16 protein-coding genes are annotated in these 18,569 nt (G+C 36.2%); 7 read left to right on the top strand and 9 right to left on the bottom strand.

The annotated features are described in order from the left end of the window. Nucleotides 1–220 precede the first annotated feature (220 nt). The 4 genes from VB264_RS19135 to VB264_RS19120 all read left to right on the top strand — a co-directional run bounded on the left by VB264_RS19135 (nucleotide 221) and on the right by VB264_RS19120 (nucleotide 4,210). Nucleotides 221–1,477 carry a metal-dependent hydrolase family protein gene (locus VB264_RS19135; protein ID WP_323251961.1) on the top strand — a complete coding sequence of 419 codons (1,257 nt, stop codon included), beginning with the start codon at nucleotides 221–223 and terminating at the stop codon, nucleotides 1,475–1,477. Between the two features lie 94 nt (nucleotides 1,478–1,571). Next, nucleotides 1,572–3,044 (top strand): DUF4301 family protein, encoded by a 1,473-nt coding sequence (locus VB264_RS19130; protein WP_323251959.1) that lies wholly within the window; start codon nucleotides 1,572–1,574, stop codon nucleotides 3,042–3,044. A 180-nt stretch (nucleotides 3,045–3,224) separates the two neighbouring features. Next, complete coding sequence (locus tag VB264_RS19125; RefSeq protein WP_323251957.1) at nucleotides 3,225–3,719, top strand: hypothetical protein; 495 nt, start codon at nucleotides 3,225–3,227, stop codon at nucleotides 3,717–3,719. Nucleotides 3,720–3,724: 5 nt separating this feature from the next. Beyond that, nucleotides 3,725–4,210 (top strand): GAF domain-containing protein, encoded by a 486-nt coding sequence (locus VB264_RS19120; RefSeq protein WP_309924554.1) that lies wholly within the window; start codon nucleotides 3,725–3,727, stop codon nucleotides 4,208–4,210. 42 nt (nucleotides 4,211–4,252) lie between these two features. On the opposite strand, the gene VB264_RS19115 is transcribed toward VB264_RS19120, so the two are convergent. Beyond that, entirely contained in the window at nucleotides 4,253–5,803 is a 1,551-nt protein-coding gene (locus VB264_RS19115) for an FG-GAP repeat domain-containing protein (protein WP_323251955.1), read from the bottom strand. Nucleotides 5,804–6,072: 269 nt separating this feature from the next. Continuing rightward, the gene (locus VB264_RS19110; RefSeq protein ID WP_323251953.1) at nucleotides 6,073–6,732 is read right to left on the bottom strand and encodes a phosphatidylserine decarboxylase family protein; all 660 of its coding nucleotides are present in this window, start codon (nucleotides 6,730–6,732) and stop codon (nucleotides 6,073–6,075) included. 179 nt (nucleotides 6,733–6,911) lie between these two features. Here VB264_RS19110 and VB264_RS19105 point away from each other — a divergent pair, with 179 nt between their 5' ends. Both VB264_RS19105 and VB264_RS19100 read left to right on the top strand, forming a co-directional pair. Further along, nucleotides 6,912–7,463, top strand: coding sequence for an RNA polymerase sigma factor (locus tag VB264_RS19105; protein WP_323251951.1), 552 nt, complete (start codon nucleotides 6,912–6,914; stop codon nucleotides 7,461–7,463). A 50-nt stretch (nucleotides 7,464–7,513) separates the two neighbouring features. Further along, nucleotides 7,514–8,965: a porin family protein gene (locus VB264_RS19100; protein WP_323251949.1), complete on the top strand. Its 1,452-nt coding sequence runs from the start codon at nucleotides 7,514–7,516 to the stop codon at nucleotides 8,963–8,965. 7 nt (nucleotides 8,966–8,972) lie between these two features. Here VB264_RS19100 and VB264_RS19095 read toward each other — a convergent pair whose 3' ends face one another. From VB264_RS19095 to VB264_RS19080, 4 genes are all read right to left on the bottom strand, one after another. Continuing rightward, nucleotides 8,973–10,058 carry a type III polyketide synthase gene (locus tag VB264_RS19095; RefSeq protein WP_323251947.1) on the bottom strand — a complete coding sequence of 362 codons (1,086 nt, stop codon included), beginning with the start codon at nucleotides 10,056–10,058 and terminating at the stop codon, nucleotides 8,973–8,975. Between the two features lie 118 nt (nucleotides 10,059–10,176). Beyond that, complete coding sequence (locus VB264_RS19090; RefSeq protein WP_323251945.1) at nucleotides 10,177–10,962, bottom strand: alpha/beta fold hydrolase; 786 nt, start codon at nucleotides 10,960–10,962, stop codon at nucleotides 10,177–10,179. A 6-nt stretch (nucleotides 10,963–10,968) separates the two neighbouring features. After that, a complete protein-coding gene (locus VB264_RS19085; protein WP_323251943.1) occupies nucleotides 10,969–12,351 on the bottom strand; it encodes an MFS transporter in 1,383 nt (460 codons plus the stop codon). Between the two features lie 357 nt (nucleotides 12,352–12,708). After that, a complete protein-coding gene (locus VB264_RS19080) occupies nucleotides 12,709–13,149 on the bottom strand; it encodes a Dabb family protein (RefSeq protein ID WP_323251941.1) in 441 nt (146 codons plus the stop codon). Nucleotides 13,150–13,339: 190 nt separating this feature from the next. On the opposite strand from VB264_RS19080, the gene VB264_RS19075 reads away from it, so the two are divergent. Beyond that, entirely contained in the window at nucleotides 13,340–13,918 is a 579-nt protein-coding gene (locus tag VB264_RS19075) for an NADPH-dependent FMN reductase (RefSeq protein ID WP_323251939.1), read from the top strand. Between the two features lie 190 nt (nucleotides 13,919–14,108). Here the strand turns inward: VB264_RS19075 and VB264_RS19070 are convergent, their stop codons facing one another. The 3 genes from VB264_RS19070 to VB264_RS19060 form a co-directional block, all read right to left on the bottom strand. Next, a complete protein-coding gene (locus VB264_RS19070) occupies nucleotides 14,109–14,813 on the bottom strand; it encodes a sulfite oxidase-like oxidoreductase (RefSeq protein WP_323251937.1) in 705 nt (234 codons plus the stop codon). A gap of 386 nt (nucleotides 14,814–15,199) precedes the next feature. Continuing rightward, complete coding sequence (locus tag VB264_RS19065) at nucleotides 15,200–16,441, bottom strand: MFS transporter (protein ID WP_323251935.1); 1,242 nt, start codon at nucleotides 16,439–16,441, stop codon at nucleotides 15,200–15,202. A 257-nt stretch (nucleotides 16,442–16,698) separates the two neighbouring features. Further along, nucleotides 16,699–18,231, bottom strand: a complete 1,533-nt coding sequence (locus VB264_RS19060) for a M20/M25/M40 family metallo-hydrolase (RefSeq protein WP_323251933.1) — start codon at nucleotides 18,229–18,231, stop codon at nucleotides 16,699–16,701. Between the last annotated feature and the right edge of the window lie 338 nt (nucleotides 18,232–18,569).

The following is an 18,569-nucleotide window of genomic DNA, read 5'->3' as shown; positions in this document are numbered from 1 at the left end:
ATTAGATGTTAGAATAACAGGATGATAGATTGGTCAATATTGAGATAATACTATCAAAATAGAAGCAGTAGCCTAAATATATTCTTAAAGTCTTTTAGTTCATTATCCTCTAGTCCTAAAGTCTGCAAAATCCACTAATCCGCAAACAAAAAATCATTTTAATAGCACGATTCTCACGAGTCGTGCTATTTTTGTTTATAAACTAACTTCTTCAGCAAACATGAAAAAACATTTACTTTACTCAATAATCCTTTCATTCTTTTGCCTACCATCTTTTGCACAACAAAATACTTATTTGCTTAAACCCTCTCGTGTTTTCGATGGAGAGGTGATTCATGAAAACTGGCAAGTATTGGTTCAAAAAGATAAGATTATCGCTGTGGGCGAAAACCTAAACGTTCCGTTAAATACGGAAATTATCAATTTACCTCATACTACTTTATTGCCGGGGCTGATTGAAGGACATTCCCACCTGTTACTTCATCCCTACAACGAAACCTCTTGGGACGACCAAGTACTGAAAGAATCTCGTGCGGAACGCATCGTCAGGGCGACTGTTCATGCCAAAAACACTTTGATGGCTGGCTTTACTACTGTTAGAGATTTAGGCACAGAAGGCTCAGACTATGATGATGTAGGTTTGAAGCAATCTATTGAAAAAGGCATTATCGCAGGTCCACGGATGTTAGTAGCAGGGCGGGCTTTAGTCGTTACAGGTAGTTATGGACCAAAAGGCTTTCAGTCAGATGTAACTGTAATACAAGGAGCAGAGGAGGCCGACGGGATAGATAATTTATCAAAAGCAGTGAGAACCCAAATTGGGAAAGGAGCAGATGTCATAAAAGTATATGCCGATTATCGTTGGGGACCTTTCAAAGATGCTCAGCCTACTTTTTTGGAGTCAGAATTAAAATTAGTCGTTGATATTGCCAAGAGTTCGGGGAGGGATGTGGTGGCTCATGCTTCAACGACCGAAGGAATGCGGCGGGCAATTATGGCGGGTATTAAAACAATAGAACATGGCGACGGTGGAAATGCGGAAGTATTTGCCTTAATGAAAGAAAAGGGGGTATGTTTTTGCCCGACTTTGGCCGCTGGTGATGCCACTACCCAATACAAAGGCTGGAAAAAAGGACAAGAGCCTGAGCCAACACGTATTCAGGAAAAACGCAAGAGTTTTAAACTAGCTTTAAATTCAGGCGTGAAAATCTGTATGGGTGGAGATGTAGGGGTGTTCCCACATGGCGAAAATGCCCGTGAAATGGAGTTAATGGTAGAATATGGGATGAAACCTATGGATGTTTTACAATCGGCCACCGCTATTAATGCAGAAGTATTTAAACTAAAAGAGCTAGGAAGAATAAAAAATGGCTATTTTGCAGATATAATAGCCGTTGAAGGAGAGCCAGAAAAGAGTATCTCTCATATCAAAAATGTGATATTTGTGATGAAAAATGGCATTATTTATAAAAAATAATACCTAACAGGCTGGTATAATTTTTTACTTATATATTTGTAAGAAAGATAATAACTTATTACTGCATATATTGATTACCGCAAACCAAATTACTATGTTTACTCAAAACGACCTCAATCAAATTCAAGAATTAGGCATTAACTTAGAAACTGTTGAACAGCAAATTCAGGATTTCAAAGATGGATTCCCATTTATGCAGCTTCAAAAGGCCGCTACTCCTGAAAATGGTGTAATACAGCTTTCTGACGAGAAATTGGCCGAATATGTAAGCCTTTATGAAAGTAAAGTGAAAAGCATTACGCCATTGAAATTTGTTCCTGCATCGGGTGCAGCCTCAAGGATGTTTAAGTCTTTATTTGCCTTTTTGGAAGAAGGAAAATCAGATAAATCAACGAATCAGTTCTTCGAAAGATTACCTGAGTTTGCATTTTATGACGATTTGCAGAAAGTTCTCCCTGAAAATGCCGACGAAAAAACCATTGCCGACTATTATTTAACAAGCAAAGGACTAGAATATGGCTCTTTACCAAAAGGACTTTTAAAGTTTCATAAATATGACACAGGCAATAGAACAGCCATTGAAGAACACTTGGTAGAAGGGGCAAATTATGCTAACACCGATGGTGTTGTAAAACTACATTTTACTGTTTCGCCCGAACATTTAAGCCGTTTCCAAATGCTTTTAGATCAGGTAGTGCCCACCTATGAAGTTGCTTTTGGTGTGAGCTATGATATTACGTTCTCCGAACAGCGTCGTTCGACAGACACCATTGCAGTAAACCTAGACAACACACCTTTTCGTGAAAAAGATGGGTCATTACTGTTTCGTCCAGCAGGTCATGGGGCATTGTTAGCTAATTTGAATGATATTGATGCCAACATCGTGTTTATTAAAAACATTGATAATGTGGTGCCAGACCGTATCAAACAAACTACCTATGACTATAAAAAGGCTTTGGCAGGAGTATTGGTATATTATCAAGACAAAATATTCGACTATCAGCATCAGTTAACTCAGTTTGCTTCGCAACCTTTGATTATAGAATTGACTGAATTTTTTGAAAAAGAATTGTGTGTATTGCAACCATCAAATTTTACAGATTTACCTCATAACGACAAAATAGCTTATTTCCTTAAAAAGCTTAATCGTCCGCTTCGTGTTTGTGGGGTTGTAAAAAATACTGGTGAACCTGGGGGGGGGCCTTTCTGGTGTAAAAACGCTGACAGAACTACTTCTTTACAAATTGTTGAATCGGCTCAGGTTGATTTAGAAGATGAAAAACAAAAAGAAATTTTTAATAATTCAACGCACTTCAACCCTGTAGATTTAATTTGTGCTTTGAAAAATAGTAAAGGGGAAAAATTTGATTTACTAAAATTCCGTGACCCTAAAACAGGTTTTGTTACCCAAAAATCTAAAGATGGTAAAGACTTGAAAGCGCAAGAGTTGCCAGGTCTTTGGAATGGAGCAATGGCTGACTGGAATACCATTTTTGTTGAAGTACCTTTAATTACATTCAATCCTGTAAAAACAGTGAATGATTTGTTAAGAGACGAGCATCAGTAGAAGAAGGGGAATGAAGTTTATAAAATCCCTTTGACTCATAAACTTTCAACTCATTAGCTATATACGTCAACGGCTTTAATTTGTAAACTCTTGGAGTTACAGGTTAAAGCCGTTAATTTTTAGGAACTGATTTTGCTTAAAAATCATTATCTCTTTAGTGAAAAAGAAAACAGAAAAAATATGTTTATTCCTTTTGAAAAAATGCCCGATTATGCCCGTGTTTGGGTATATCAGACTGATAAAAATTTAAGCGATACTGAATTTATTTATGTGCTAGAGACCCTTGAAGCACAGGTAAATCAGTGGGCAGCACATGGCGTTCCTTTAGTAGGTTCGGTAAAAATATTACACAACCGTTTTATTGTAGTAGCCGTAGACGAAGCCCAGAATCAAGCGTCTGGTTGTTCTATTGATGCTTCTACGCGTTGGTTGAAAGAGCTTAGTGCTGAAATGAATATTAATTTCTTCGACCGCTCTATCGTGTTCATTCATCAAGATGCACTTCAAAGTGTAGAGATGTTGAAAATTAAAAGCCTTGTAGCCGAAGGAATCATTCATCCTGATACCTTAATCTTTAATAATTTAGTGGCTAATATCGGCGAATTTAAAAACAATTGGCAAGTAAGTGCAGCACAAAGCTGGATGAAACGCTACTTCCAACCTATTACCGCTTAATACGCATGTCAGAAAGTTTGTATATTCCATCAACGACTAATCGTAAAGAAATTTATGAAAGTCTTTTGCCACAAATCAAATCACTCGTTTCAGGAGAAAACGATTTAACGGCAAATCTTGCTAATATATCAGCAGCATTAAAAGAAGCTTTCAATTTCTTTTGGGTAGGGTTTTATCTAAAGAAAGAGAATCAATTAGTATTAGGCCCTTTCCAAGGCCCTATTGCTTGTACACGCATCAATTTCAATAAAGGTGTTTGTGGGCATGCCTATACGACTAAAGAAGTTGTCATAGTGCCAGACGTAGAGGCCTTCCCTGGACATATTGCTTGCTCTTCGGCATCAAAATCTGAAATTGTGCTACCTGCTATCAACAAAAACGGAGAAGTATTCCTAGTGCTTGATGTAGATTCAGATGAATTAGACGATTTTTCTGAAGCAGATGCAGAAGGCTTATCGCAAATCATTAAGCTAATAGAAGAAATGGTGTAAGATTATAAATCATCAATTTTGTTCATCAAGATAAAATTATATTTAGAGAATAGCCTTTGCTGTTCTCTTTTTATTTTCTAAAATAATCGCAGAGGGAGGCAATTTCCGCCCCATGTTTAACTGTTCAACATCAGGCATACCTCTTCGTAAAAACGAGCCTAATATGATGTCAGCATCGCCGTCTTGATCCATATCTCCTACATCCATTACCATCCATTTCCCATGAGTAGCCTCAGGGAACGTAGCCACCTTAAACTGATTATTCCCTTGATTATCTAATAACAAGAAATCCTCATGAGGCTTCTGTGTGGGATCTGTAAAGAATGAAATCGCAGCAATATCTAAATCTCCGTCTAAATCAAAGTCGGCTGCCATTGCTTTGGATGCTCCAAACATCGGGTAGAAATAAGTTTGCTTAAAATTATTTTTGCCATCATTCATGAAAATTCTGATGCCATGATAGCTTTTGAGGATAATAGAAAAATCAGCATTGTCTCCATTGGTATATAAAATATCCACGAAGCCATCCTTGTTGAAATCTGCTAATTCCATGTAACTAGAACCATATACAGCAGGGAAAGAGAGGACTTGTTTTTCTTCAAAATTCCCATTGCCTTTGTTATAAAAGATAAAAATACCTTCTCGGGCTTGCGTCATCAATGCCACAATGTCGGGCAGGTTATCCCCATTCATATCTTTGATGAATGTATTTCTTGCTCCTGGGAGTGCCTTTAAAAGGTGTTCTTGCTTATTTTTGCCATCATACCAAGCTAATTTCCCGATTTCGTTACCAAAATTGCAAAGGATAAAATCCTCTTGTCCATCCTGATTTAAATCGCCAAAAGTTGCCTGTACAGGTCTCTGTAATGATTCTATAATAGGCTTTTGTTGTTTCTGAGCATTGATTTCGAACAAACTACCTTTGCTGAAATTATTAGGGTCCATCAAACCCATGGTTAATACTCTATTATTTTTTGTAGAAAAATCTATATCTGAAACAGGACTAGGAACACTCAACGAATCTGTTTGTGTAAATCCTAAATCAAAAATTTTCAGAAAACTTTGTAATCCGCGCCAGCCTATATAAATATTTTTCTGAGCAGGATTAAATTTAACAAAAGTTACATAAGGTATTTTGTTGGGAATTCCTTGTATTTCTACCACCCTAAAGTTGCTTAAGCCCAGAGAAACTTTTTCTTTTGGAGCTTGTGGAAGGGGTTTCTCTGGAGCGTTATCGATATAATATTTAATGATTTTAGCCCAATCTTCTGGGGCAATCACAGGCTTTTCGGGAAATACATTGGCAGCCGCAAGAATTGGTAATTCCTCGGGAGACATTCCGTTGTACACTTTAAAAATATCAGGCTCTAACCCTAATCTATACGACATTTTAGGCAACACGCTTCTTTCCCAAGTCGTCTTATCTAATAAATCAGGAGAGGGTAGTTGATGGCAACTACTACAGTAGGTCTGGGCTAATTCTTTTCCAGTTTTATTAGAAGGCACAGGAGGAATATAAGTCTCCTTTTTATTTGAACTAGAACAGTTCCAAAGTAAACAAACTGCAACAATGAATAATAAGCGATTGAACATTTCTTGAGATTGAGGTATAAAAATGGTGTTAAACACAAAAAGGGTAAATTAAAAATACTTAAAATTTTTAATTTACCCTTCGGGATATATATTGAAGCTGTTTAAACTTTCCCTTTCGGATTAAACTAAGTCTTTTAGAATAGCTTGTTCCAAAATTTACTCAACGTAGCGATGCTATGCTTCGCAAATTTTGAAAAAATCAATTCAAAAATACAATACTTTCACCACAGAAACGGAAAGTTTAAACAGCTTCATTGTTTAGAAAAATATTAGGCTAATTCAGCAATCACTGTTTCACCGCCTATTGGTCTGTCTTCTAAGTTCACTAAAATTTTAGCATCTAAAGGAAGATAAATGTCTATTCTTGAGCCAAACTTGATAAAACCAAATTCTTTTCCTTGTTCTACAGCCTGTCCTTCTTTTACATACCAGCAAATTCTACGGGCTAATGCTCCTGCAATTTGACGGAACAAAACCTCCGTGCCGTTATCGTGTTTTACCACAACGGTTGTTCTTTCATTATCAGTACTTGATTTTGGATGCCAAGCTACCAAATATTTCCCAGGATGATATTTGAAATAAGAAACAATACCAGAAATTGGATTGAAATTGATATGAACATTGATAGGCGACATAAAAATAGAAACTTGTCGGCGTGGTTCTTTGAAATATTCAGTTTCAACCACTTCTTCAATTACCACTACCTTTCCATCGGCTGGAGCAATGACGTGTTTTGAATTTTTTTCCGTTGTACGAACAGGTACACGAAAAAATTGTAAAATAATCAATGCAAATATTACGCTAAAAGCGATAACAATTTTGCGTAATAATTCATTTTCAGGAAAAAAATAAGCAACTGCACTATTTAAAATGGTTAAAAAAATGATTGTAACTAAAATAGTACCTTTACTTTCTTTATGGATAGTCATGTGTTTAAGGGGGTATAATCAAACAAAGTTAATTAAAAACTTTGAAAATCATGAATTATTGGTTTGGGATAGTTATCTTAATTGTTGAATAAGGAAAGAATAAAAAAAAACATATATTGCCTATATTATTACGCAACCTTTTGTGATAAAAACCGTAATGGTAATGAAACGTATTCAAAATGCCCATTATTACAGATAAGAATAACAGCCTCCAAATCATACTCGAAGGATGCCGTAACGGCGATTCTAAGAGTCAAGAATTGCTATACAAGCAGTTTTATGGCTACGGTATGAGTGTCTGCTTGCGTTATACCAGAACGCGGGATGAGGCTGTGGAGATTGTTAATGATGGGTTTATAAAAGTATTTAACAATGCCGAAAAGGTTGATTTGAATAAATCGTTTAAGAATTGGTTCAGAAGAATTATGGTTAATACTGCACTAGATTATTACAGGCAAAACCATAAGCATTATGACCATGATGATATAGAATATGCAGAAAATGTGAGCGATAGGAGTGATGAGGCATCAGCTAATCTTGCTTATGAAGAACTATTATCTTTTGTGCAAAGGCTTTCTCCAACTTATCGAACTGTTTTTAGTTTGTTTGCCATAGATGGTTACTCGCATGAAGAAATAGCAAAGATGCTAGGCGTTTCAGTGAGTGCTTCAAAGTCAAATTTAGCTCGTGCGCGGGTTAATTTGAGAGAAATGTTAAGTAAACGTTTTTAAAAATAACAAAAGAATAAAATAAAGATTCAACAAAGAATCTTACTAAAAAGATGTCAGATAAGTGGTGGGATATGTCCGATGATGAACTGGATGACCTTATCAGAGAAGCCTCTGATAAGGTAGAAATCCCGTTTGACCAGTCGTCTCTGGATAAACTTAAAAATAAGCTAGCGCCCCAGTCTGCAATAATACCAAAAAGTCGTTATAAATACGAAAGATGGTTATTATTGCTGTTTTTGCTATGTTTTGTGAGTGGGATTACGATATATTATTTTACTAAAAATAACCTCACAGAAAAATTAACTACGGAAACACAACTAAACAATAATCAATTAGAAAGTCAAAAAGAGGTATCAAAAGCATCTAAACAAAGCACTACAAAGGGAGAAGAACTAAGTGAAAATATTACTAATGCTAATGCTGTTTCAGTACCTGATGATAAAAAAACAACCGTACAACCTAAAGTTGAAAGTGTTGATAAAGGCACAGTGATAGAAAATAAGGTTGATGCTGTTTCAAAACACAATGAAAAAGTCAATTCAAAGTCATTAAAAACATTTAAGTCTATCCCAAGCTTAGTAAAGAATAAAGTAACCTCTAAATCATTTACTAATTTTAATTATACTAGTCGAGTTCAGGAGGTATCGAATATTCGTCAGACAGGAATAAATAGTGATGGACAAAGAAGTATAGATAATATTGGGAAAAAAGAGATAGGACAGGGTGTATCATTCACCCAAGGAAATGTGACAAGAGATAATTCATTAAAAACATCTGAAAGCTTGTCATTACTTACTGGCAAGCCCTTAAAGCCACTAAAATCAGCGTTAGAAATCACTTTGCCAGAATTTGAAGAGAGTAGCAGTGAACCTCGTGTTAGTCCGCTCGTTAAATCTAATAAATTTTCACGTTTTGGGGTTAGATTATCTATTGCACCAGATGCAAATGGAGTAGAAAGCTTAGCAGGTTTTGCACTTGGTAAATCGGCAGGGATATTATTCGAGTATAATATCACAAAGCGTATCGTTATTCAAACAGGTGCAGTTTATAGTTCAAAAAAATACAGTACGGGTATCGAAAACTATCATGCGTGGGCAAAAAACTGGGCTACCCGCCCTGTTTTGCCTACAAGTGTTGAGGGCGATTGTCAAATTTTGGATATACCTTTTAATATCCGTTACAATGTTTTACAGAAAGCTAAAGATACTTGGTTTGTAAGTGCAGGGGCATCTTCTTATTTGATGTTGACAGAAGGATATGAATATTATTATCCCGAAACAGCTACAGTGCCACCTAATTTCCCTAGATATGTATCTTGGAAAAGAGATAATGATTATTTTATGAGTAGCTTGAATATTTCATTTGGGTTTGAGAAACGAATCAATAACCATCTTTCTATCCAAGCAGAACCTTATTTGAAAGCACCTTTGAAAGAAGTAGGGCGAGGAAAGGTTAATTTATACAGTAGCGGAATTATGTTCTCGTTGAAGTATGGTTTTTAGAGAAACGCTAAACGATTTCCAGAATCATAGATTCTAACGTCAGTCCTGGCCCAAAAGCACAGCTTAGAATATGTTGGTTTTTGCGAACATTTGCTATATCTTCGATGATAGCCTTCAATACAAAAAGTACTGTTGCCGACGACATATTTCCATAATCCCTCAGAATCTGATAGGCATACCGATTGTCCTCCACACTAATACTTAGCGCCGTTTCAATGGCTTCTAAGATAGCTTTTCCCCCAGGATGCATAGCATATAATGAAATATCCTGTGTCATCAATCCACAGTTTTCTAATAATTTATCTGTTAGTGCCTTAATGCCTGATTTTACCAATTTCGGGATGTATGAAGTGAGCGTCATTTCAAAACCAAAGTCGGCTACTTGCCAAGCCATATCTTGTTTCCCTTCAAGGTACAAATCACAAAAAAACGATTTTAATGCTAATGATTGCCCCGTCGCTGAAGGCGTTCCTGTTACTAAAACAGCCGCAGCTCCATCTGCAAATAATGCATTGGATAAGAGAAAATCCTCATCCATTTTTTTCTGGAAATGGAGTGTGCATAACTCTACACAAATAACCAATACCTTCGCTGTTGGATTAGCTTTACAGATAACATCGGCCATTTTTAAGCCATTAAATGCCCCGTAACAGCCCATGAAATTAATAGCGGTTCGCTGAATAGTAGTGTTTAACTGTAAAGACGCAATAATTTCAATATCAAGTCCTGGAGCATACATTCCTGTGCAACTTACGGTAATGATGTGCGTGATGTCTGGAAGAGTGCCTAAGTTATCAATCGCTTTTAGGCAAAGAGGCAATGCATATTTTTTATAGGCAAGCATTCTTTGAGAAATACTTGGGAATGGTTCTAAATCTAATGTATTTGGGTAAAATTCGTACTCATCAATAGTTTTACCATAATCTGTTAATACAGAGTATCGCTGATTGATTTTGGTAGAACGATACAGCGCTTTTAGTCTTCGTTGGTCGTATTCATTCATTTGAAGTGCAGAAGCCATGAATTCCGCAATTTGAATCTGTGGAAAACAGTTTTCAGGAACAGCCGTACCTATAGCATTGATAAAACTCATAAATGATTATGGTATTAACCGTTTGTTGATAATGAAAGCTACGCATTATACATGATAATACAAATGATATACGAAATTGGAAGGATAATTGTTTTAATATAGTCGGATAGATGTCACTTTATATTATTTTATCATTCATTTGTAGGTATTCTACTACTTTTTCAAGCATTTTTGTATGTCCAGCTTCAAGTATTATCATCTGAACATTTGGTAATTTTTGTGAGAGAGGCAATACTTGTTTAGTCGGCAAAATTGTATCGTATTTCCCTGTGAAAATACTTACTTTAATATTTCGTGAATGAATAATTTTGGCTAGGGTGCTCATATTAAACTTTAAATGCCTAAAACCAGTCCATGATTCAAAAACTTGCTTTTTTTTGCGAGGAGTATCAAGCATTCTATGGGCAAAGCGTATAGAACTTTCGGGGACAATCCGCATTTTGGCAAAAAGCTTGGTTAATACCAATAGCTTATCTTCTTTAAAAATAACGTATTTGAATAACCTCCTCGTCAGATTAAAATGGGTGGCAAAGGCATAAATTGGATGCTCAGAAATGCCATCTGGCGCAATTAATATTAGGTTTTCAACTTTTTCGGGAAATGCTTCTAGTGTAGCCAAGGCAAATCTACCACCCATACTAAAGCCTACTATTGAAAAAGAATCGATCTTATTTTGATGTAGAAAACTGTTCAAAAAATCTTTCCAAATGTTTTTGGTAATAATGCCATTTATGGGATGGTTATTGAGGCTTTTCCCATGAAAAGGGAGGTCAAAAGCATAGGTAGTGTAGGTATCACCAAAGGTTTCGCCAAATTGTTGGAAACACAAAAAATCCTGCCCAATTCCATGAAAGGCGAGCAGGATTTTTTGTCCGTTTCCAAATTTTTGAAAATGTAATTCCATTAATTATTAATGACCTTTACCGCCTGTAACAACAGCATTATCAAAATCAATTCCTTGTCTTCTCAATACAGTTTGTACTCTTATTCCAAAGAATACTAAGTAAGAGAAACAAATAATTGGCACAAAATAAGATTGTTGAATACCGATTGTATCAGCCACGATACCTTGTAGTACTGGTACTACGGCACCACCACAAATCATCATAATCATGTATGCTGAACCTTGGTTGGTATATTTCCCTAGACCTGCTGTTCCCAACGAGAAAATACATGGCCATAAAACCGAGCAGAATAAACCTCCACTAATGAAAGCGAATAAAGTAACAGTTCCGCTAGATACTAAACCGATAATCATTGCCAAAGCACCCATTCCAGAGAAAACTAAGAGTGTTCTTACAGGCTTTTCATCGCAGTAGAAGAACGCCGCAATCATAATCAATACGCAAATACCATAAGCATACAAATCGCTCATATCGCTTCCGTGCAATGTATTTACACCTAATACAATGGCAAAAGCTACGAATGGCACAATGATCGTCAATAATTTTTTAGTAGTCGGAGTAACGTCAAAATTACTGATTGATGCCGTCCAACGACCAATCATCATACTTCCCCAGAACATCGAAACGTAATGCGAAATCTGAGACGAATCTAAACCTTGAGTTACTTTTAAGTATTCACCTAAATTACTACCGATGGTTACTTCAACCCCCACGTACATAAAGATAGCAAACATACCCAATATTAATTGTGGGTATTTCAATACACCTGTTCCGATTTCTACTTCTTCGTCATTCGTTATTCTTGGTAATTTAGATACTTTGAAGAAAATAGCCATTAATACAAAAAGTGCTCCTAGAATCAAATAAGGTAATTTTACTGATTCGATGGTTGCATTTTTAGCAGCATCAGCCGCAATTGAACCAAAGATGGCGAAGCTGATGATTACTGGACCAATAGTCCCTCCTAAATTGTTTACAGCACCACCTAAGTTAATTCTGTGTGAACCCGTTTCTGGTGGTCCGAGGGCAATCATGAATGGCTGTGTAGCCGTTTGTTGAAGTGAGAACCCTAAACCAACAATAAACAATGCTGAGAGTAATAAAGGAAAAGATTTCATTTCGGCTGCTGGATAAAATAGCAAAGTACCTAACGCCGATATAATTAAACCGTACACAATCCCATTTTTGTAGCCGATTTTGTTTAAGATATCACTTTTTATGGCACTCGAAACGATAAAGTATAAAATAGAACCAACCGTATAAGCGATATAAAATGCAAAATCAACCAATTGTGCTTGCCATTGTTCTAAACCAAATTTTTCCTTGAATAAAGGAATTAAAATACCGTTTGAGGCAGCAACGAAACTCCAAAAGAACCATACTGTCATTAATGTATAAAGATGGGACTTTTGATTGGATTGTGTGGTCATTGAAAACTTGTTTAAGGGTTATTTTTTGAATGAAGCGGTTTAAACTTTCGGATTCTTAGGTGAAAGTATTGTATTTTAGAATTGATTTTTTCAAAATTTGCGAAGCATAGCATCGCTACGTTGAGTAAATTTTGGAACAAGCTATTCTAAAAGACTTAGTTTAACCCGAAACGGAAAGTTTAAACAGCTTCAATAATTAAAAAGGATAATTTTACTTTAAAACTAATACTTTTTAATTGTTTCGTCAAAAATATATTAATAAAATACTAGAGTCTTTACTTATATTGCCGATTAAGCTTTAAAAGAGTCTATTCACTACTGAACATAAATATCTGCTGAATCATAAACTACTACTTTAGACCATAAGTGATGATTGTCTGCTCCGAATTTTTTATGCAATGGATGTACCAAATACTTTTCTTCGTCCTCTTTACTAGCAAAAATCAGCATTACTGAAAAAGAATAAGAAGCGTCAGTTACGGGCTTGTCAAAATCATTGATAGAAGGAAGTCCAATATGTGCAGATTTGATTACTTCTATTTTTCCTAATGCTTTCAAGGCTGCTAATAATTGGTCATGGTCTTTTTTATTAGAAGGGTCTTTCAACCAGAAAAATACATGATGAATAAACGAAAGTTTGCCAGCTACGGGTGCAGCGGCTTCTGAATCTGTGGTAGCAATACCTGTCATAATAGTTCCTGTAGCTAAAGCTACTGTTGAATTTTCTAAAAATTTTCTTCTAGTTGATTTTTGCATGATTTTGGATGAGATAAGTAAAATTTACAATGTTTTTGAAGAGTTTCGCAACAAATATATCTTTTCTTGACTTAAGTCTATCATGAAATACCTGTGAACTATTTTTATAGCGACATCGGTTAACGCTATAGATTAAACATTTTTTGTAATTTACGGCTTAATTAATACCCATTTCCCTAAAACGAACATTATGAATATTGCTATTATTGCCACATCGCCCAGAAAAAACAGCAACTCATTACGCTTTTCTAAATATCTCCAAAAAGTACTCTCTGCGGAAGGTTTTGAGTCAACCACGGTGGTAGATTTCCATCATTTTGATATTCCTTCAGTAGGAAGAGGAGTAATTAACAAAGATGAATTAACTCCTTTTCAAAGCGAATTGATTGGTGCTTGGGAAAAAGCTGATTTAGTTTTTTTGGTAAGTCCAGAATATAATTGGACGGTGAACGGAGATTTATTAAATGCGCTACACCAATTAGGTTCAAAGGATTTTGTGCATCTTTTTGATAACAAAGTATTTGCTTTGGCAGGGGTTTCGAACGGACGTGGCGGAAAAATACCTTGTTTAGAATTGACAACAGTTATTAATAAAATCATCAATTTCACGCATCAATATTCAGTGGTTTCGCCAAGAATCTATGAGTCGCATGAAACATCATCAAATTTAGATGAGCATTCTGAATCAACAGGTAATAAAATATATGAATTTACGGTAAAATCTTTTGTTGAATACGCCGTGGCTGTGGCACAGAGGTGGGTTAAATAATTGTGATTGAGTGAATTGTGATTTAGTGATTGAAATAGTTGTGAGTTAGTGAATTGTGAGTTAGTTTTTTTAATTGTAAGCTAGTGATTGAACAATTTAAAAGGAGCTTCGTCGTAAATCAATTATCCCAAAATTATTTTATTTTTTTAATCACTAACTCACAACTCACTCATTCACAACTAAATCCTCACTAACTATATCTATCATTCCTCCAAGGATAAGCCGTGTTTGAATAGCCTCTTTCTTCCCAAAAACCTAACTTGTTTTTAGGCATAAATTCTATCCTTTTAATCCACTTAGAGCCTTTCCAAGCGTATAACTGTGGCGTAATCATCCGTAATGGTCCACCGTGTTCTACAGCCAAAGGTTGACCGTCTACGGTATGCACCAACAATACATCTGGCTTTAGGGCTTCTTCTAATGACACATTCGTTGTATAAGTGTCATAGCCATAACACATTATGTGCGTAGCAGTTTCTTTGGGTTGTACTAAGTCCGCTAAATCTAACAAACGTACGCCTTGCCATACCATATCTAGTTTAGACCAAGTAGTTACACAGTGAAAATCTGAGACATCCTCCGTTTGTGGCAAAGCCATAAAATCATCCCATGTTAATATCAATGGCTTTTCTACTTCGCCATCAATAATCAATCGCCATTTGTCTAAAGGGATTTTTGGTTGATACCCCAAATCTAAGACAGGCCATTTAACAGTTAGGGTTTGTCCAACTGGAGTAGTTGGCATACCGTGCCTATTGATAGGCCCCTTTCCTTGAGGTTTTGAATCAGCCATTGAAGGCGTCGCTTTCATTTTTTCTTCAAAACGAGCTTTCAATTTCATTCTAGCCTCGATGATACGGTCGAGCTTATCGTCTTGATGTTGTTCGTTTTCCATGGTAGTATTTTTTTAGCATTGAGCTTTTTTGTCTATTTTTTTTACCCGCTGATTTACGCTGAAAACTTACGCAGATGACGGAGATTTTTAATTTATCACAACTTTAAATCAGCGGTTTCAAATCTGTGAAATCAGCGGGTAAAATATCTCCCGCAGATTTACGCTGAAAACTTACGCAGATGACGGAGATTTTTAATTTATCACAACTTTAAATCAGCGGTTTCAAATCTGTGAAATCAGCGGGTAAAATATCTCCCGCAGATTTACGCTGAATACTTATGCAGATGACGGAGAATTTAATTTATCGAAACTTTAAATCAGCGGTTTCAAATCTGTGAAATCAGCGGGTAAAATATCCTCCACAGATTTATACTACAAAAGTATAATCATAATCTATACTCTATAGTTTCTTCGGCATTAATTTTTAACCATAAAAATGCACCAATGATTACGATGACACCAAGTAACAGCACAGGAAAATTGTATCCAAAATTAGTCACTAGATACCCGAAACTTACGGTATTTAAATAAGCAACTAACAATCCTGCTGAATTCATGGCTCCAGAAATAGACCCGCTTCTGTTTCCTCCAATATCCATTGAAACCGCCCAAGCTACTGGTGCAGTAACATCCATAAAAGCCATACCCAATGAAAGCAAGACAATGGCAACCGTGTTATTAACAGTAAGGGCCGAGATAATTAAAAATATACCTGAAATACCCATGCCAGTCATCGGAACAATTCTTCGTCCCCATTTTTTGCCATACTTCTTTACTAAAATATCGCTAATAAAGCCACCCATAAAACAGCCAAATGCTGCCAATAGAAAAGCGATAGAACTGATATATTTTAGTTGGTCTTCGCTGACCCCTCTACCTTGTTGCAAGTATTTAGGCAACCATGTTTGAAAGAAATAAATGCCTGTTGCATAGCAAGCGTACATTCCCATCAGAAACCATAAGTTTTTACTTTTCAGAAATTTCCTAAAAGGTACTTTATCTGCATGATTATCTAATTGACGCTTCGCTAAGATTTCATCTAACTCACTCTTTGAAATATCTTTTGCCTGCGTAGGGTCTTCTTTATGCCAAAAGTACCAGAAAATCACCCAAATTACGCCTACAAAGCCTAATACATAGAAAGATGCCTCCCAACCATACCGCTGTTGAATCGGAATTACCACTAGTGGTGTTAAACCCGCCCCTAAACGCGAAGCACCCCAAATGATGGCTTGGGCTTGTCCACGTTCGTTAGCAGGAAACCATTTTGCCAAGGCAATAGCAATATTCGGATATGCACCCGCTTCGCCAATGCCAAATAGAAACCTAATGCCAAGTAGCATGACAAAGCCAGTGGAGAAACCCGTTAATACTGTAAAAAACGACCACCATAATACTACTCTAATCAAAACCGATTTTGCCCCGATTTTATCACCCAATAAACCTGTTGGAACTTCAAAAAGGGCATAGGCTAAGGTAAATGAGCCTAAAATCCAACCCCATTGTACGGGCGAAAGTCCTAGTTCTTTTGTGATACGTTCTCCTGCGGTAGAAAATGCAATGCGGTCTAGAAAAGTTATGACAGATAAAATAGCAAGTACTAACAGCACTTGGTGACGTTTTTTCATTATTAAAAGGGTTTATTTAGATGGTTAAAGATAAGTAATAGTTATGGATTATAATGAAGCTGTTTAAACTTTCCCTTTCGGGTTAAACTAAGTCTTTTAGAATAGCTTGTTCCAAAATTTACTCAACGTAGCGATGCTATGCTTCGCAAATTTTGAAACAAGCTATTCAAAAATACAATACTTTCACCTCATAAACAGAAAGTTTAAACAGCTTCAATTTCAAAAAGCTGATATACACTATAATTATACTGTTCAATTTATTGAATATTCATCAATGCTACATACGTTTCAAGGCCGTTCCAAAGGTTTTGTATTCTGATGTTTTCATTTTCAGCATGCTGATTATTATCATGATTGGCAATAGGGACAGTAATGGTAGTAGTTGACAAATATTTGCCAAATAAATACAAAGGCAAACTTCCACCTGAGCTTGGCATCAACACGATGTCCTCTTTAGAAGTACTCTGCACAGCTTTAATGATAAGTTGAGCTATTGGCAAATCCATTTTAGTCCGTTGCGCATTGTATCCATCTTTAGCTTGTACACGGGCAATGAGTGGATACTTTAATCGCTCTTCGTCGGTTATACTTTCGTTGGTAGTGACATAATAGCCTTGAGCTTTGATATGATTAATTACTTTTTGCACCTGTCGTTGAGCATCATTTCCTAGCACTAAGCGTAAGTCTAAAGCCGCTGTAGCCGAAGTAGGAATAATATTGGCAACCATTTTACCTACATTGGCACTCGCTATGCCATTGATATTTAAAGAAGGCAAACTAATTAATTCTGCTAATGACTTACCATCACCTTCTGCACGGACAAAACCCAATTCATTTTTCATTTGTTCGTCGGGAGGAGGAATATTGGCTAAAGCTTGTTTTTCTAAGGCTGTTAAAGGTGTAACATCATCATAAAAATCTTTGATTAATACTTTCCCTTTTTCATCTTTCATAGATGCCAATAGATTAACTAATAAATTAGCAGGATTGGGAGCCCAGTTGCCATAATGTCCACTATGGAGTGGTCGTTTAGAGGCATATACTTTTACTTCCATATTTACATCTCCGCGTACACCAAACACAACCTGTTTGCGTCCAGATTGATGGACTGGTCCATCACAAATTACCCAGAGGTCAGCTTTGAGTTTATCTTTATGCTTATCTAAAATTTCTTCCAAGTGGGTAGAACCAGCTTCTTCTTCTCCTTCAAAAAAGAATTTTAAATTAACTTTCGGACTAATGCCCATTTTTGTCATAGCCTGATAAGCTGACAGAATAGTAAAAACTCCTGCTTTGTCATCAGAAGCACTGCGACCATAAATTCGCCATTCGGGATTGATACTTTCTGTGGCTTTGGGCGTAGGAATGATTTTTCCGCCTTTTTCTAAAGAACCGTCCAAGAAAACAGCTTCAAAAGGTTTGATACCTTCTGCCCATTGGTTAGGATTTACTGGCTGACCGTCGTAATGAGCATAGAAGACCAACGTCTTTGTAGCATTAGGCACAATTACTTCGCCAAAAATAGCAGGAGGAACCCCTTTGGTTTTGGCATCTAACTTTTGAGCTTTGATACCCCTTTCCTCCATCATTTTTACGATATAGTTTGCAGTTTTCTGAATCCCGACGGTATCATACACTACATTTGGTATCGATAACAAACCCATGAATTCATTCAAAAGACGATGTTCATTCGATTTGCGAAATTCACGTGTTTTTTCTACTAAAACATTTTGCGAGAAGGCAGACAAAAGAGTGAGACTGAGTATGGTAAGTAAAAAATAGCGTTTCATGGATGAAGTATGGATTTTAGTTTACCCAAACTTACATTTTGCAACGCATAAAACAAAATTGAGGAGAGGAGGATGTGGGACTTGAGGATAGAGGACTTTAGGACTGGAGGAGGTTGGATTGTAGACGTTAGATTTTAGACTTAAGGATAAAGGACTTTAGGAATGGAGGAGTTTGGATTATTGACATTAGACAAAAGACTTTTAAACCGTGTTCTGTGACACACCATAGCCGTCAGGCTATTGATTTATTTTATTAATTTTGTCTTCAAAATCTGATACAATGAATTTAGAAGATATATCAAACTCAATTGAGTTTTTAGAAATTAATCAACTTTTGG

The sequence above is a fragment of the Arcicella aquatica genome, assembly GCF_034928825.1.
Classification (GTDB): domain Bacteria; phylum Bacteroidota; class Bacteroidia; order Cytophagales; family Spirosomataceae; genus Arcicella; species Arcicella aquatica.
This window is presented reverse-complemented; position numbering and strand designations above follow the sequence as displayed.

Bases quoted from the DNA above. Each gene is read 5' to 3' on its own strand.
- VB264_RS19060 (WP_323251933.1), bottom strand. From the start codon at position 18,231: ATGAAACGCTATTTTTTACTTACCATACTCAGTCTCACTCTTTTGTCT.
- VB264_RS19120 (WP_309924554.1), top strand. From the start codon at position 3,725: ATGTCAGAAAGTTTGTATATTCCATCAACGACTAATCGTAAAGAAATT.
- VB264_RS19065 (WP_323251935.1), bottom strand. From the start codon at position 16,441: ATGAAAAAACGTCACCAAGTGCTGTTAGTACTTGCTATTTTATCTGTC.
- VB264_RS19070 (WP_323251937.1), bottom strand. From the start codon at position 14,813: ATGGAAAACGAACAACATCAAGACGATAAGCTCGACCGTATCATCGAG.
- VB264_RS19085 (WP_323251943.1), bottom strand. From the start codon at position 12,351: ATGACAGTATGGTTCTTTTGGAGTTTCGTTGCTGCCTCAAACGGTATT.
- VB264_RS19110 (WP_323251953.1), bottom strand. From the start codon at position 6,732: ATGACTATCCATAAAGAAAGTAAAGGTACTATTTTAGTTACAATCATT.
- VB264_RS19095 (WP_323251947.1), bottom strand. From the start codon at position 10,058: ATGAGTTTTATCAATGCTATAGGTACGGCTGTTCCTGAAAACTGTTTT.
- VB264_RS19100 (WP_323251949.1), top strand. From the start codon at position 7,514: ATGTCAGATAAGTGGTGGGATATGTCCGATGATGAACTGGATGACCTT.
- VB264_RS19075 (WP_323251939.1), top strand. From the start codon at position 13,340: ATGAATATTGCTATTATTGCCACATCGCCCAGAAAAAACAGCAACTCA.
- VB264_RS19090 (WP_323251945.1), bottom strand. From the start codon at position 10,962: ATGGAATTACATTTTCAAAAATTTGGAAACGGACAAAAAATCCTGCTC.
- VB264_RS19135 (WP_323251961.1), top strand. From the start codon at position 221: ATGAAAAAACATTTACTTTACTCAATAATCCTTTCATTCTTTTGCCTA.
- VB264_RS19115 (WP_323251955.1), bottom strand. From the start codon at position 5,803: ATGTTCAATCGCTTATTATTCATTGTTGCAGTTTGTTTACTTTGGAAC.
- VB264_RS19130 (WP_323251959.1), top strand. From the start codon at position 1,572: ATGTTTACTCAAAACGACCTCAATCAAATTCAAGAATTAGGCATTAAC.
- VB264_RS19105 (WP_323251951.1), top strand. From the start codon at position 6,912: ATGCCCATTATTACAGATAAGAATAACAGCCTCCAAATCATACTCGAA.
- VB264_RS19080 (WP_323251941.1), bottom strand. From the start codon at position 13,149: ATGCAAAAATCAACTAGAAGAAAATTTTTAGAAAATTCAACAGTAGCT.
- VB264_RS19125 (WP_323251957.1), top strand. From the start codon at position 3,225: ATGTTTATTCCTTTTGAAAAAATGCCCGATTATGCCCGTGTTTGGGTA.